The organism is Patescibacteria group bacterium (genome assembly GCA_028716665.1).
Taxonomy (GTDB): domain Bacteria; phylum Patescibacteriota; class Patescibacteriia; order UBA2591; family JAQUPP01; genus JAQUPP01.
Genome location: JAQUPP010000001.1, coordinates 538,639 through 552,753, shown reverse-complemented (window position 1 = coordinate 552,753; position 14,115 = coordinate 538,639). Strand labels below are relative to the sequence as shown.

The window sequence follows — 14,115 nt, the reverse complement described above, 5'->3', positions numbered from 1 at the left end:
TAACAAAATAATCCCCTTTTGATAAGAGTAAATCAAAAATATTCTCAAATTATTTAGTTTGAACCGCGCCATTAATTATTTCAATTAAACTGGGCATTTATACTGTAATTATATAGGAAAAATGACTGAAAATCAAGAGAAAACAAATAAGGCGTGTGGATAACCAAACCCCTTATTTTCCTCTTATACTTCCCTATAATTTACATTCGCCCCAACACATCAATGCCCATTAAATTTAAGCCATTTTTTAACACTTGCGCCACTGCCTGAATCAATATCAAACGCGCCTTGATCAATCTTTTGTTTTCCGCCTTTAAAACCTTGTGTTTATGATAAAATTCGTTAAAAGTTTGGCTTAATTTCAAAAGATAAGTCGCCAAACAGGTTGGATTATACGAGACGGCTGATTCTTTGGTCACGCCCGGGAAGGCCGCTAATAGCTTTAAAATAGCCGCTTCTTCCGGATTGCCCAATATTTTATAGTCAATTAATTTATCCGTAATTTCTTCTGCGGGTCTTTTTTCTAAAATACTTTGAATCCTGGTATAAGTATATTGAATATAAGGACCGGTCGCGCCTTCAAAAGCGATTGATTCTTTGGGTTGAAAATGAACTTCTTGTTCCGGCGTAAATTTAAGCAGGAAAAATTTCAAAGCGGCCAAAGCAATAATTTCCGCTCTTCGCGAAACTTCAACCGGACTGATATTCGGATCACTGGACATTATTTCGCTTTTTGCCAATTGTTCTATTTCAGAAATAATATCATCCGCGTCCACTCTTGTTCCCTCTCTTGATTTTAGTCTTCCTCCCGGGATAGAAATCAAACCGTAAGAAAGATGGCGATAATTTTCCACTCCCTTAAAACCGAATAATTCTAAAACTTTAAACAAAACTTGAAAATGATATTTTTGCTCCGAACCCACCACATAAATTGATTTGTATGGTTTGAAGTCGCGATTTTTTAAAAAAGCCAAACCGATATCTTGCGTAACATAAACACTCGTGCCGTCCGGCCGAATTAAAACTTTTTTATCCAAATTATATTTTGTTAAATCAATTTCTATAGCTTTGTCTTCGCGGCGATAACAAATTTTTTTTCTTAAAGCTTTTAAAATTATTTTCTTGCCCAATTTATAAGTGTCGCTTTCAAAATACCATTTGTCAAAATTGATTCCGATTTTTTCATAAGTTTTATAAAAACCATCAAGCGCCCATTTGTTCATTTTCTGCCAAAGAGCGATTATTTCCGAATCCCCGCTTTCCCACTGTTCCAACATTTTTTGCGCTTCATTTAACAATTCCGGATTTTCTTTAACTTTATCCGCGAATAAAACATAATATTTTCCGACAAAATGATCGCCTTTCATTTTTTCCGATTCCGGAGTTTTCTCTTCGCCCCATAATTTATAAGCCAACATTGATTTGCAAATATGAATACCCCGATCATTGATTAAATTAATTTTAACAACTCTGTAGCCGATGGCGGTCAATAAATTGGCCGTTGTCTGGCCTAAAAAATTATTTCTTAAATGTCCCAAATGTTGCGGCTTATTGGTATTCACTCCCGAATATTCAACCAAAATTTTTTTATTTTTTCCAAAATTTGAAAAACCGAATTTATCTCCTTTGGATAAAATCTCTTCGCAAATCGCTTTAAACCAAATTTTTTTATTAATGAAAAAATTAAGATAAGGTCCGATATTTTTCGCTTGTTCAAAAACCGAAAATTTTGTTTTATTCAAATTAAGTTGCGAAACTAATTCTTGAGCGACAACTGTCGGCGCTTTTTTCAGAACTTTTGCCATTCCAAAACAAGAAATACTGAAATCTCCCATTTCCGGATTTGGCGGAGTTTCCAATTTTAAATCTTCTTTAAACAGAGAAAAATCAAAAGAAAGACTTGTTAAAGCCCTTTTTAAAGCTTCGATAAGATGTTTTTGCAATATTTCAGTAGTCATTACTTATCACTTATTAACTTATCTACTTATTAGCTTATCAGCTTATTTACTTATTTGCTTCCCCACATATTCGGCCATTTCCACATATCGGCAAGAATATCCCCACTCATTATCATACCAAGCCATTACTTTAATTAAGTCGTCCTTAACCATAGTTAAAGGCAAATCAACAATCGCTGAATGAGAATCGCCGCGAAAATCAGAAGACACCAAAAGTTCGTCAGATGTATTTAAAATTCCTTTTAATTTTCCTTTGGCGGCGGCAATAAATTTATTATTAACTTCCGCTATGCTGGTCTGTTTTTCCACTGAACAAATAAAATCAACTACCGAAACAACCGGAGTCGGAACGCGCAATGAAATGCCGTCTAATTTTCCCGCTAAATCCGGAATAACCATTGCCACTGATTTGGTGGCGCCGGTCGTGGTGGGAATCATATTTTCCGCAGCCGCGCGTGTTCGGCGCAAATCTTTATGAGGCAAATCAAGCAAGCGCTGATCATTGGTATAAGAATGAATCGTGGTCATGAATCCGCGTTTAATCTTGAAATTATCATTTAAAATTTTCGCCATTGGGGCCAAACAGTTGGTTGTGCATGAACCGTTGGAAATAATCAAATCTTTTTTTGAATCAAATTTTTCTTCATTGACTCCCAAAACATAAGTTGGGATATCTGAATTTTTCGGCGGCGCGGAAATAATCACTCTTTTTGCTCCGGCTTCAAGATGTTTTTTCGCTCCCTGATAATCGGTAAAAAATCCCGTGCATTCCAAAACCACATCCACACCCAATTTTTTCCAAGGCAATAAAGCCGGATCTTTTTCCGCAAAAACCGGAATTTTTTTTACTAATCCTGAGCCTGTCGAAGGACCGTCAACCCCTCGACTCTGCTCGGGGTAAACAATTAAATTTTTCCCGTCCTCACTCACCTCTTTCTCAAATTTTCCATAAAGAGAATCATATTGCAAAAGATGAGCCAAAGTTTTTGTGTCAGTCAAATCATTGATGGCCACAATCTCTATATTTTTAGATTTGGAAGCGATGCGAAAACTTGGTCGGCCGATTCGGCCAAAACCGTTTATAGCCACTTTTATTTTTTTATCAGTCATAAAATTATTAATTATTATTTATATTTAATTATTGATTTAACAGTTCCACTATTTTTTGTCCGAATTCGGAAGAAGCGGACGGACCATTGGCAGTAATAATTCTGCCGTCAGCAACCACTGCTTGATTTATATATTCGGCGGCATTGGCTCTTAATACGTCAATTGAAGTTTTATCAAATTCATCGGTCCAAACTGTCGCTTTTTTACCGGATAACACTCCGGCTTTGGCTAAAATTTCAGGAGCAATGCAAATGGCGCCTAAAATTTTATTTTCGCTTATTGCTTGCTGAACTAATTGCTGAACATTTTTATTTTCCACATATTCAAGCGCTCCGGGTCCGCCGATAAAAATAAGGGCATCAAAATCTTTAATTTCAATGTCCTCTATTTTTTTATCAACTTTAATTGTATCTCCTGATTTTGAAATAGCCTGATCGCCTTTCAAATCGGCAGTGGTAATAATAATTCCTGCTTTTTCCAATACCGCCCGAGTTTCACTGTATTCAAAATCTTGAAAACCTTCATCAGCAATCACAATAACCGCTTTTTTGTCAGTGGAATTTTCCATATTTTTTTTCTTTTCTATTTTAGTACAGCCTGATAAAAAAAACAGAGTTAAAAAAATAACAAAACAAAGGAAAATTTTTGACCTCATAATTAAAATTTAATTTTGTCCACCCCTACTTCTATTTTTTCATCTTTAACTCTCACCACCACGGTTTGTTTTAAAACATGACGTTCAACCACTTCTCCTACCCCTTCTGCGGTTTTTACTTTAGTGCCAATGGCGGGTAATTTTTGAGCCAGTTCTTTATACATTTCTTCTTCAAAAACCAAACAGCATTTCAATCGTCCGCACATGCCTGTCAAACGATCAGAACCGCGCTGAGTCAATTGCTGCTCTAAAATCAAATTAGTGCTCACATTTCCCAATTTTTTCAAAAAACTCATGCAGCAAAGTCCTCTTCCGCAGGATCCAATATCGCCTATCAATCCTGTTTCTTGTCTGGCGCCGACTTGGTGCATTTTAATTGATTTGTGAAATTCCTGAACCAATTCTTTCACAAGTTCGCGAAAATCAATTCTTGACGGCGAAGTGAAAGCAAAAGTTATTTTTCCTCCGTCAAAAGCGAATAGAACATCAATGATTTTTATCGGCAAATTCGTTTTCTTGATTATTTTTTCGCATCTCTTGATTGTTTTATCTTTTTCATTATTCCTTTCTTCATATTTGGATAAATCTTCCTGACTGGCTTTTCTTAATATAAAATTCTCGCTTGTTTCATTGCGAGCAGCTTCTTCTTCGTTTTCTTTAATCTCATCTATCTTTGTTATTTCGCCCAAATCTCCGCCAATGGAAGTTTTGATAATCACTTTATCACCAACATTAAATTCTCCTTTTTTTATCTGAAAATCACCTCTTTTCTGAATAAATTTATAAGGATTAATCCATGGCGTTACTTGGACTGAAATTACGAACATAATTTTTATAAAGCAAATCTAATAAATCTTTTAACCTTGATATTCTCGCCGAACTTGGCAATTTTTTCTTTAACCAAATCTTCAATGGCAAATTTGTCGTCTTTGATAAACGGTTGTTTCAAAAGACAAAATTCGCTGTAAAATTTTTGCATTTTTCCGTTTAATATTTTTTCAATGACTTCAGCAGGCTTGTCTTTGGGTAAATCCGCGCTGTAAATTTCTTTTTCTTTTTCTAAAATTTCTTGAGGCACTTCTTCCGGAGATATCCATTTTGGATTAAGAGCCGCCACTTGCATGGCCAAATTGTGAGCCAATTCGCTAAACTCTTCATTGCGCGAGACAAAATCTGTTTCACAAACCAATTCCAAAAGCACGGCAATTTTTTTATTGGAATGAACATATGCCTCTATGATGCCTTGATTGGTGGATCTGCTTTGCTTGGTGGCCACTAATTTTTCTCCACTCTTTCTTAAAGCTTCAATGGCTTTTTCTATATTGCCATCGGATTGTTTTAATGCTTTCTGGCATTCAACTATTCCTAATCCCGTTGTTTCTCTTAATTGTTTTACAACATCTAAATCTAAACTCATATATTTATTAATTCAATTAATTTCTTAATTATATTTATAGCGAAATTCGCGTTCCTTTTATTTAGTTTCTTTCTTTTCTTTAACTTCAACTTTATTTTTTTCTTTTTGATTTTTACCTTCTTTAACCGCCTCGGCTATAAATTTGGTTATTAATTCTATTACTCTAACCGCATTATCATTAGTAGGAATGGCCCAGTCAACTTTTTCCGGATTAGCATTGGTGTTAACCATGGCAACAACCGGGATATTGCATCTCTTCGCTTCTTTCAAAGCTGTCTTTTCTTCTTGCGTATCGACAATAAAAAGAACATCCGGTTTTTTGGTTAATGATTTTATTCCGCCAACCATTTTTTCCAAAGAGATTAAAGTTTTTTCCATATTAAGCCGTTCTTTCTTGGTATATTTTTCCCAACCATTCGCCGCTTTCTCTTTTTCCATTTTCTTGAATTTTTCAATCAAGTTAACAATGGTTTCAAAATTGGTTAAAGTGCCCGGCAGCCAGCGCTCATAAACAAACGGCACGGCAACTTCTTCGGCGTATTTTTTTATAATTTTTTTGGCAGCCGGTTTGGTGCCCAAAAATAAAATAACTCCGCCTTGAGCGACTTTGTCAGCGATAAAATTCATCGCTTCCTCCAATTTTACGAGGGTTTTTTCCAGATCAATTAAATGAGAAGTGTTTCTGACTCCGTAAATATACGGAAGCATTTTAGGGGCCAATCTGCTTTTTTTGTGTCCTAAATGAACTCCGGCCTCAACTAATTCATCTAAGCTTGGAAGTTTTACCATAAATTTGTAAGTATAAAAATTATATTAATTAAGTATCATGATAACATATCCTTAAAAATAAGCAAGGCCATTTTTTGAAATTAAATAACATCTAATCAAAAAGCCCCCTTAATTATCTTCGGGGGCTTTTTTTTAAAATAAACTAATAATCAAATTACTTTTGCGAAACGACGAACGCAAAACCATCGCCACGATTCCACTGGTTGTCGGAATTATTTTCGACGGAATGATCTTGGAATGTGTCCAACCAACGACCCCCACTACCGCAATCGACATTAAAAAGATACCAATCGCCAGAATTTTTAATAGGTTCGTGCATAACCAAGATATTAGACAAACCCATAGCCTTAACTTCTCCGTCTGTGAAACTCTCACGAATAAGACAAGCAATTTCAGCATTCGGAGTACCGAGCTTACGACTCTTGGCTTCCTCACGAATTTTTTTGGTGCACCGCTCCTCGTCTTTGAAAAGCATGCTCTTGAACACGGCGATGTGATAAGTGATACTCTTGGTCGACTTGAATTCCGACGAACATAGTAACTGCTCGCCTTGGCTGCTTATACGGAAATCATTCTTCATGAGCCGATTAATCCATTCTGGACCAGTTGTACCGTCAGAAGTGACATCAAAATAGATGACGTCATCCTGCTCGCGCCAAATGCGAGTTGGTTCAACCACTTTTAGATCACCTCGAAGAAAAGCTTCAGCTTTTTCTTCGCCTCCCAGTTTATTAACAATCGCCTCAAACCAATTGTATGGGCGATGTCCATATTTATTAGACATAATTCCTCCTTTCGGCTAATAGCCGATATTATTTTCTCAACCTAAAAGGTTGAGCCGCATCTTGCGGTATTTATCCTCTCGCCCCGAGAGGAACTATGAACTAATTATGACAGTCATAGCCAGAAAACACCAATATTTACTCATAAATTAGAATTTTGTGGCTAAGACCGTCAATTCGTAAGTAATTTTAAAGATCTTTTTATCTCCCTCCTTTCAGTTTCTATATTATATCATATTTTCCAAAAAGTCAAGAGCAAAAATGTAGGGCTGGTTTTGTTGCTAATTAATGCGTGGAATAAATTGACAAAAAATATAGATATGATATCATGTTATAATAACTTTAATAAATTAATCATATTATATGCCAAAGAAAAATATTCACCCTAAATATCATCCTCAAGCAAAAATGACTTGCGCTTGCGGTTCGGAATTTAACGTTGGTTCGACTGTTCCGGAAATACACGTGGAAATATGTTCTGCTTGCCATCCTTTTTATACCGGCAAACAGAAATATATTGATACAGCCGGAAGATTGGAAAGATTCAACAAAATGGTTACCAAGTCAAAAGCGATTAAGGAAACCAAAAAGACCAAAGTTAAAAAAGAATCTGCCAAAGAAAAAAAGGATAAAGAATAATTTCATATCGATTGAATTGTTGCCAAAAATACTATTTGGATAATTTTTTGTTGTAAAATTAAAATATGGATAATAATCTCAGTCAATTGAAAGATCAATTAAAATCATTTGAAGAACAATTGCAGAGTTCTGAGATTTATGCTGATCAGGAAAAATTGAAAGAAATATCCCAAAAATACAATCAATTGAAAGAAACCTATCGCCTGTTTGATCAACTTAGAGAAACAAACGAAAAAATTTTTGAAATTGAAAAATTATCAAATAAAGAAACTCAACCGGAAATGCTAAGTTTGATCAAAGAAGAGCTGGAACAATTAAAAGAAAAAAAAATAAGCCTTGAATCAGAAATCAATAAAAAGGAAAAATCTTCCAATATTCCGGAAAGTCGCGGCGTAATTTTGGAAATCAGAGCCGGCACCGGCGGCGACGAAGCGGCTATTTTCGCCGGAGATTTATTAAGAATGTATTCGCGTTTTGCGGAAAAAAGGGGCTGGAAGGTTGGTTTAATTTCATCGCACAAAACTGAATTGGACGGCTTTAAAGAAGCTATTTTGGAAATAAGAGATTCTGGCGCTTATCAAATTTTAAAAAATGAAAGCGGTGTTCACAGGGTTCAAAGGATTCCCAAGACTGAAAAAAGCGGTCGGCTTCACACTTCTACTGCTTCAGTCGCGGTATTGCCTCAAGCCGAACCCGCGGATCTTAAAATAGATTTAAAAGATTTAAAAATTGACACTTTTTGCGCTTCCGGACATGGAGGCCAAAATGTTCAAAAAACTTCTTCCGCTGTAAGAATTACTCATTTACCGACAAATTTAGTTGTTGCCTGCCAAGACGAACGCAGCCAAGGACAAAATAAAGAAAAAGCTATGATCATTTTAAGATCAAGATTGTTGGCGTTGAATGAAGAAAAAAAACATAAAGATTTGGGAGACAAAAGACGAGAACAAATCGGCACCGCGGAACGTTCGGAAAAAATCAGAACTTATAATTTTCCGCAAGACAGGATTACCGATCATCGCTTGAACAAATCATTTTTCAACATGTTGAATATTTTGGATGGAAATATGGACGCAATCGTTGAATCATTTGAAGAACAAGAAAATGACAATTAAAGAAGCGCTGTTAAAAGCCCGACAAAATTTAAAAAAATATTCTGATGAACCCGGTTTGGATGCCGAGGTTCTTTTAAGTTTCACTGTAAAAAAACTTAAAATCTGGCTTTACGCCCATTCTGAAAAAAAATTAAAAAAAACAGAAGAAATAAAATTTAAAAAATTAATTACTCAAAGAAAAAAAGGTACTCCTGTGGCTTATCTTGTCGGCCATAAAGAATTTTTTAATTTGGATTTTATGGTTGATAAAAATGTTTTAATCCCCTGCCCGGAAACAGAACTTTTAGTCGAAGAAGTCTTGAAATCTGTTCCAAATTCTAAATTCCAAATTCTAAATTCTATCACTATCGCGGATGTTGGCACCGGTTGCGGCAATATTGCCATTACTTTGGCAAAACATTTGCCTTTGGCAAAAATCTACGCCATTGATATTTCAAAAAATGCCCTAAAAGTGGCAAAAAAAAACGCAAAAAAACATAAAACAGATAAACAAATCATTTTTTTAAACAAAAATCTTTTAGAATTGTTACCTAAAAAGGTTGATTTTATTGCGGCTAATTTGCCTTATATTCCTACACAAAAAGCTCGATTGCTTTCTCATAGTCCGCAAATCGCTTTAGACGGCGGAAAAGACGGTTTAAAATTTTATCAATCTCTGCTTGAAAATGCGGCTGATCATTTGCGGCCTGACGGAAAAATATTCTTGGAAATAAATTTTAATCAGGCGAAAAAAATAAAAAAAATAATTAAAAAATATTTTCCTCATTCTGAAATAGAAATAAAAAAAGACCTGGCCGGTCTAAATCGATTGGTTGTTATTTCATGTTGACAAAAAATTAATTTTGTGTTATATTTTTTATTATATAAGTTCTTTAACTTTCTTAAAAAAAATAAAAGGGGGTAGAAATGCCTGATGATGATAATAAGGAAGCAGGTATTAGTTTGTGGACTGATGAACGCGGCAAAAAAGTAAAAATTCTTTCTCATTTTAGTCAAGTTTACATAGATGAGGAAATAAAGAAATTAAATGCCAAATATGACATTTGGCAATATGACGGTGAATCACGTCTCTCAACGCTGGGTAGCGCGGGTTTAGAAGATTTTGTAGCTAAAATTTTAATCTTGGTCAGAGGAGTTGTCGGGGATCATTGTATTTCTCTGTACGGAATAAAAAAGAAAGAATTAGAAATAATGGCTATTAGAAATCATTATTGTTATGATTACATACCGCGACTCATTAATGCGGAATATTTACGAGAAAAGTGGATTGAAGGAGATTTGGTTGTATTTCCTACAGAAGAACTTCTTCAAAACCAAAGAATACCAGTCCGGAAATAAATAAAAAAAGAGGATGTTTGTTAAAAACAACATCCTCTTTTAAATTTAATTTAGTAAACAAGTTTGTGTTTAAGAGAAACAACTTCAATCCAAACCGAACCGGGTAAAAATTCTATTTCTTTGTCAAATGTATCATAAAATTTCGTTAATTCCTGAGAACCGCCTCTTTGCCATTTGCCCTTGGTCAATTTACCTTTTTGAAAAATCATCGCTTCGCCGTCCCCTATGGTCATAATTTCTCGGCGACCGACTTCGTCTAAAATATTTATTTCTGTTTTTTGAATGATTAAATTTTTTGTTTTAATTTGTGTTCCATCCGAATCAACAAAAAGATTCAAAGTGCCTGTTTTTGAATCAATGGAAAATCGCGAATAAAAATCTGTTTTTGAATCAAATTTCCAAGCTACCGGATCAAGATAACCGATTTTAATGAATTCGCTTGTTTCTTGACTGACAAGATTTATATCATTGGAAAACTTCCAGCCGCTGAAATTTGTTTTTATTTTTTCCGGCAAATTTTTATTTTCTATAGCCTTTTTTATAAACTCACCTGAAGTATATAAATTGCTTGGAGCAACTCGATTATGATCGCGCCAAAAATACGCGCCGCCTCCGCTGATTTCATTTAAATCATAAATCTTATTATTATTTTGATCATTCTTGATTGTTTTAAGCGCCTGATCGCTTCCTCCGGCATGAATATACAAAGCGCCATATTCCTCTGCCCAGCTGACAAAATACGGCCTGGCTGAACGAATCGGCCCGATTTTATCCGGCAATGCGTCTTGATTAAAAATAGCCAAAAAACGAGTAATATCGGCTTCGGCCGGTGATTCATAAACTATTGAAGCACTGTTTATTCCGCTAATCGGCCGCGAGTCAATAAAATTATCCATCATTATCGCTATTGGCAATTTTATTCCTTCTGAAATCAATGCAATTTGAGGCTCGGTTGCATTATTATTTTCCGGAGCAACATTATTTTGATTGGAATTATTCGCTTGCTCGGGCGTTGATTTATTGATTGACGGCAAAATTTGTTTTTTTTGACAGCCGCTCAAAGAAATAATCACTAAAACAAAAATTAATCCCCATGAAAAAAATTTCATTTTGGGGATTAATTTTATAAATATGGCTTTTCTTTTTTCAAAAAGTTCTGCCATAAAAAATTCAATAAATTTATTTTTTCTTTTTTTCGTCGACTTCTTCAGCTTCCTTTTTCGGAGCTTTTTCTATTTTGGCAACTTCTTCCACTTTTTCAACCGGTTTTGATTCAAGTTCTTTCAATTCTTCTTCAGAATGAGGTGGTTGAACCATTACTACCATTTCTTCAAGATTATGTTTAACCTTAATACTCGCGGGTATTTCCAAATCTTTAATTCTAATCGCGTCGTCAATTTTGGTTAACTTGGAAATGTCAATTTTAATATCATGAATCAAATCATCAGGTAAACATTCTATTTCCAATTTAGTCATATTGGAAAATAAAATACCGCCCAATTCTTTGACTGCCGGAGATTCGCCCACCAATTTCAATTCCACTTCAACATGAATTTTTTCGCCTTCTTTGATTTGATAAAAATCAACATGTTCTATTTTATCGCTCAAAGGATGATATTGAATTTCGGTAATAAGCACTTTTCTTGGTTTTTCGCCTTCAATCTCCAAATTTAACAAATCGCTTTCACCGACTTGTTTAAAAATTTTTTCAAAAATTAAATAAGGCATCTCAATTGACTCGGATTTTATGCCGTGACCGTAAACTACGGCTGGAATAATTTCTTGTTTTCTTAAGATTTGAACCTTTTTACCTTTTAATTCTCTCTTTTTTACGTTTAAAGTTAACATATTTTAGTAATTAGTATTTTTTAGTAATTAGTAATTAATAATTTGTCATTGAATTATTATACCACCTCCCCTTTTTTTGTAAACCCCCCACCAAACAAAAATGTATTTTTTAATGTGAGCCCCCAAATTAAATTATACTTAATTTACTTATTGCTATATTAAAAAATAATTTTAAAAAAATACTGGGGCGAGCATTATTTTTGTTCTGGTGTGTGGGTAAAGGGCTGATATAAAAGTATACTTTCAATAATTGCCAAAATCAACATACTGACCAATAAAGAACTTCCGCCATAACTGATAAACGGCAGTGGAATACCGACAATCGGAAATAACCCGACATTCATTCCTATATTTATGATCGCTTGGGAGAAAAAATAAATTACCGCTCCCAAAACAAAAATTTGGCTGAAATTATCGTAAGCGCTTTTGGCAATTTTAACAAGACGGGAAATAAGAGCGATATAAAAACCCAAAAGTAAAATAGTACCCATTAATCCGAATTCCTCGGTTAATGCCGCGAAAATAAAATCCGTCTCACTGGCCGGTAAAAATCTTAGCTGACTTTGCGTTCCAAGACCGAATCCTCGGCCGAAAATCTGGCCGGACCCAACCGCAATGGTCGATTGCGTAATTTGATAACCTCGTCCCGCTTGATCGCTTTGCGGATTCAAATAAGTTAAAATACGATCTTGCTGATAATCTTTTAAAAAAAATGACCAGCCCAAGGCGCCAATCAAAATTATTATTAATAATAATCCCAAAATATGCTTTTTGTTTCTATCCATCATTAGAAGAAGCCCAAACCATAAAATTACTATCATCATCGCTGAACCGAAATCCGGCTGACGCATAATTAAAAATAACAACGGAAGAATTATAATAAAACTGACAATAATATGAAGAATTCTTATCGGTTGTCGACTAAAACCCCAAAACTGAGCCAGAGCTAAAAGCGCTGCCAATTTTGCCAACTCAATGGGCTGAAAATTAAAAAAGCCCAAGTTAAACCATCCTTTTACTCCGTGGGAAACTTGTCCGAATATCAAGACGCCCAAAAGCAACAACACGACTAAAATATAAAAAACCAAGTTAATCGCTTTAATAAAACGAAAATCCAGAGAAGCTATGACAAAAAATAAAACAAGCCCGAAAACCGCAAAAATTGATTGTTTGACAAAATTACTGGATTTAAAATTTACTTGTGAAAGCGAAAGGCTGTATTGAACACTTAAACCGATAATAATTAAAAGAACCATTAAAACAAATAAAGTGCTGTCAAAATTTTTGAAACGACTGAACAACATAATTTAAAAACTAGGCGGCATAAAAACACTTAAATCCAAAACATTGACTTCCGGCCTGATATCGACACTGGTTGCTTGCGGCGCAATTTTCCCCCAAGGTAATTCTATAATTTTCTTTTCTTCATTTTTAAAATATTGGAGCGGAATAGTATTGATGCCGACAATTCTTGAATTTTGATAAAGTGCAATTGTAAAATTAATTTCCCAAAAATCATAAACTGATTGATTTTCGGCGGTAAATGAAATTTGAGGGAATTCAACACCCTGAGAAGTCATAACTAAATTTAATTGAGGATCATGAATAATCAGTTTTGATAAAATCTCCAAATTGGCTTCACGAGGATGGCGAATTCTTTGCCAATTGATTTTTGAAATTTGAAAATTAACATCTTCTGAAGAGGCATTTTTTTGACCCAAAATAAAAAGATATTTTTTTTCATCAGGAAGAATAAAACTTTTTTTCACAAGCGTTTGGCCGCCATTAAAAGTAAAATAATATTCAATGGAAGACATCATCCATTTTTCATTTAAATTTTGCGCTTGAACCACAAAATCATATTGCGACTCCTGTCCATTGGCCAAAGTCAAAATAGCGGTTTCATTACTGATCACGATGTCTTGCGGTTTGAAATGCTCATGCATACTGGTCCAATCAATTCTTTCTTTGGTCAATTCCACTAACATTTCTTGATGGCTCTTGGTTAAAGTAAAATATATTATACCCTGCCAAATGGCAATCCCCCAAAAAACCGCGTTCAAAATAATTAGAAAAATCACCTTGGCTTTGCGGATATCTTTTTTGTGCGCCAGCAACCATTGAGCGGCCCTAAGTTGTTTGAAAATAATATTTTCTCCCATACCAAAATTTTTTAAAATTTAGAGACGAAGTTGAATAAATTTTTACTAAAATTTTGAGTACCCCCTCCTTTACTCCATCGAAGGTCTATTGATTTATAATCTTATGTAAGCGAAGCGGCTTCGCCTTTTACCCTAATGATTATCAAAAGTTTATTGTTGGGATAAAGGAGGGGGTAAAGGTTTTGTAGCTCCGACTTAACGTCCGGAGACAAAACTCTTTATAATTATTTTAACAAATATGCTAAAATATGGCAATGGGTATTGCAAAATTTCTATTTAAGGACTAAAATTAAGACAGGTCA

At 34.7% G+C, this 14,115-nt stretch carries 15 protein-coding genes; 4 read left to right on the top strand and 11 right to left on the bottom strand.

Annotated features, from left to right (window positions below):
- Positions 1-200: 200 nt before the first annotated feature.
- The 7 genes from argS to PHF10_02715 all read right to left on the bottom strand — a co-directional run bounded on the left by argS (position 201) and on the right by PHF10_02715 (position 6,713).
- Positions 201-1,958, bottom strand: a complete 1,758-nt coding sequence (argS, locus tag PHF10_02745) for an arginine--tRNA ligase (GenBank protein ID MDD5534647.1) — start codon at positions 1,956-1,958, stop codon at positions 201-203.
- Between the two features lie 42 nt (positions 1,959-2,000).
- Positions 2,001-3,068 (bottom strand): type I glyceraldehyde-3-phosphate dehydrogenase, encoded by a 1,068-nt coding sequence (gene gap / locus PHF10_02740; GenBank protein ID MDD5534646.1) that lies wholly within the window; start codon positions 3,066-3,068, stop codon positions 2,001-2,003.
- Positions 3,069-3,096: 28 nt separating this feature from the next.
- On the bottom strand, positions 3,097-3,723 hold the full coding sequence (locus tag PHF10_02735; GenBank protein ID MDD5534645.1) for a DJ-1/PfpI family protein: 627 nt from the start codon (positions 3,721-3,723) through the stop codon (positions 3,097-3,099).
- A gap of 2 nt (positions 3,724-3,725) precedes the next feature.
- Complete coding sequence (gene ricT, locus PHF10_02730; GenBank protein MDD5534644.1) at positions 3,726-4,550, bottom strand: regulatory iron-sulfur-containing complex subunit RicT; 825 nt, start codon at positions 4,548-4,550, stop codon at positions 3,726-3,728.
- A 5-nt stretch (positions 4,551-4,555) separates the two neighbouring features.
- Positions 4,556-5,140 carry a translation elongation factor Ts gene (locus PHF10_02725; GenBank protein MDD5534643.1) on the bottom strand — a complete coding sequence of 195 codons (585 nt, stop codon included), beginning with the start codon at positions 5,138-5,140 and terminating at the stop codon, positions 4,556-4,558.
- 57 nt (positions 5,141-5,197) lie between these two features.
- Complete coding sequence (rpsB, locus tag PHF10_02720) at positions 5,198-5,929, bottom strand: 30S ribosomal protein S2 (protein ID MDD5534642.1); 732 nt, start codon at positions 5,927-5,929, stop codon at positions 5,198-5,200.
- A gap of 154 nt (positions 5,930-6,083) precedes the next feature.
- The gene (locus PHF10_02715) at positions 6,084-6,713 is read right to left on the bottom strand and encodes a hypothetical protein (protein ID MDD5534641.1); all 630 of its coding nucleotides are present in this window, start codon (positions 6,711-6,713) and stop codon (positions 6,084-6,086) included.
- Positions 6,714-7,074: 361 nt separating this feature from the next.
- Here PHF10_02715 and rpmE point away from each other — a divergent pair, with 361 nt between their 5' ends.
- The 4 genes from rpmE (at position 7,075) to PHF10_02695 (ending at position 9,803) form a co-directional block, all read left to right on the top strand.
- Positions 7,075-7,350 (top strand): 50S ribosomal protein L31, encoded by a 276-nt coding sequence (gene rpmE, locus PHF10_02710; GenBank protein ID MDD5534640.1) that lies wholly within the window; start codon positions 7,075-7,077, stop codon positions 7,348-7,350.
- Positions 7,351-7,415: 65 nt separating this feature from the next.
- Complete coding sequence (gene prfA, locus PHF10_02705; GenBank protein MDD5534639.1) at positions 7,416-8,465, top strand: peptide chain release factor 1; 1,050 nt, start codon at positions 7,416-7,418, stop codon at positions 8,463-8,465.
- Positions 8,410-9,294 carry a peptide chain release factor N(5)-glutamine methyltransferase gene (gene prmC / locus PHF10_02700; protein MDD5534638.1) on the top strand — a complete coding sequence of 295 codons (885 nt, stop codon included), beginning with the start codon at positions 8,410-8,412 and terminating at the stop codon, positions 9,292-9,294. The genes prfA and prmC overlap by 56 nt, the downstream gene beginning before the upstream one ends.
- Positions 9,295-9,371: 77 nt before the next feature.
- Positions 9,372-9,803: a hypothetical protein gene (locus PHF10_02695; GenBank protein ID MDD5534637.1), complete on the top strand. Its 432-nt coding sequence runs from the start codon at positions 9,372-9,374 to the stop codon at positions 9,801-9,803.
- A 50-nt stretch (positions 9,804-9,853) separates the two neighbouring features.
- Here the strand turns inward: PHF10_02695 and PHF10_02690 are convergent, their stop codons facing one another.
- From PHF10_02690 to PHF10_02675, 4 genes are all read right to left on the bottom strand, one after another.
- Positions 9,854-10,966 (bottom strand): DUF3048 domain-containing protein, encoded by a 1,113-nt coding sequence (locus PHF10_02690; GenBank protein ID MDD5534636.1) that lies wholly within the window; start codon positions 10,964-10,966, stop codon positions 9,854-9,856.
- Positions 10,967-10,982: 16 nt separating this feature from the next.
- Complete coding sequence (locus tag PHF10_02685; protein MDD5534635.1) at positions 10,983-11,651, bottom strand: 50S ribosomal protein L25; 669 nt, start codon at positions 11,649-11,651, stop codon at positions 10,983-10,985.
- Positions 11,652-11,845: 194 nt separating this feature from the next.
- On the bottom strand, positions 11,846-12,955 hold the full coding sequence (gene rodA / locus PHF10_02680) for a rod shape-determining protein RodA (protein ID MDD5534634.1): 1,110 nt from the start codon (positions 12,953-12,955) through the stop codon (positions 11,846-11,848).
- A gap of 3 nt (positions 12,956-12,958) precedes the next feature.
- Complete coding sequence (locus tag PHF10_02675) at positions 12,959-13,813, bottom strand: hypothetical protein (GenBank protein ID MDD5534633.1); 855 nt, start codon at positions 13,811-13,813, stop codon at positions 12,959-12,961.
- Positions 13,814-14,115: the final 302 nt, after the last annotated feature.

What these genes read in the sequence shown, in the direction of transcription:
- prfA (MDD5534639.1), top strand. Translation starts at nt 7,416, where the DNA reads ATGGATAATAATCTCAGTCAATTGAAAGATCAATTAAAATCATTTGAA.
- PHF10_02690 (MDD5534636.1), bottom strand. Translation starts at nt 10,966, where the DNA reads ATGGCAGAACTTTTTGAAAAAAGAAAAGCCATATTTATAAAATTAATC.
- ricT (MDD5534644.1), bottom strand. Translation starts at nt 4,550, where the DNA reads ATGTTCGTAATTTCAGTCCAAGTAACGCCATGGATTAATCCTTATAAA.
- rpmE (MDD5534640.1), top strand. Translation starts at nt 7,075, where the DNA reads ATGCCAAAGAAAAATATTCACCCTAAATATCATCCTCAAGCAAAAATG.
- PHF10_02675 (MDD5534633.1), bottom strand. Translation starts at nt 13,813, where the DNA reads ATGGGAGAAAATATTATTTTCAAACAACTTAGGGCCGCTCAATGGTTG.
- gap (MDD5534646.1), bottom strand. Translation starts at nt 3,068, where the DNA reads ATGACTGATAAAAAAATAAAAGTGGCTATAAACGGTTTTGGCCGAATC.
- argS (MDD5534647.1), bottom strand. Translation starts at nt 1,958, where the DNA reads ATGACTACTGAAATATTGCAAAAACATCTTATCGAAGCTTTAAAAAGG.
- rodA (MDD5534634.1), bottom strand. Translation starts at nt 12,955, where the DNA reads ATGTTGTTCAGTCGTTTCAAAAATTTTGACAGCACTTTATTTGTTTTA.
- PHF10_02735 (MDD5534645.1), bottom strand. Translation starts at nt 3,723, where the DNA reads ATGAGGTCAAAAATTTTCCTTTGTTTTGTTATTTTTTTAACTCTGTTT.
- PHF10_02685 (MDD5534635.1), bottom strand. Translation starts at nt 11,651, where the DNA reads ATGTTAACTTTAAACGTAAAAAAGAGAGAATTAAAAGGTAAAAAGGTT.
- PHF10_02715 (MDD5534641.1), bottom strand. Translation starts at nt 6,713, where the DNA reads ATGTCTAATAAATATGGACATCGCCCATACAATTGGTTTGAGGCGATT.
- rpsB (MDD5534642.1), bottom strand. Translation starts at nt 5,929, where the DNA reads ATGGTAAAACTTCCAAGCTTAGATGAATTAGTTGAGGCCGGAGTTCAT.
- prmC (MDD5534638.1), top strand. Translation starts at nt 8,410, where the DNA reads ATGGAAATATGGACGCAATCGTTGAATCATTTGAAGAACAAGAAAATG.
- PHF10_02695 (MDD5534637.1), top strand. Translation starts at nt 9,372, where the DNA reads ATGCCTGATGATGATAATAAGGAAGCAGGTATTAGTTTGTGGACTGAT.
- PHF10_02725 (MDD5534643.1), bottom strand. Translation starts at nt 5,140, where the DNA reads ATGAGTTTAGATTTAGATGTTGTAAAACAATTAAGAGAAACAACGGGA.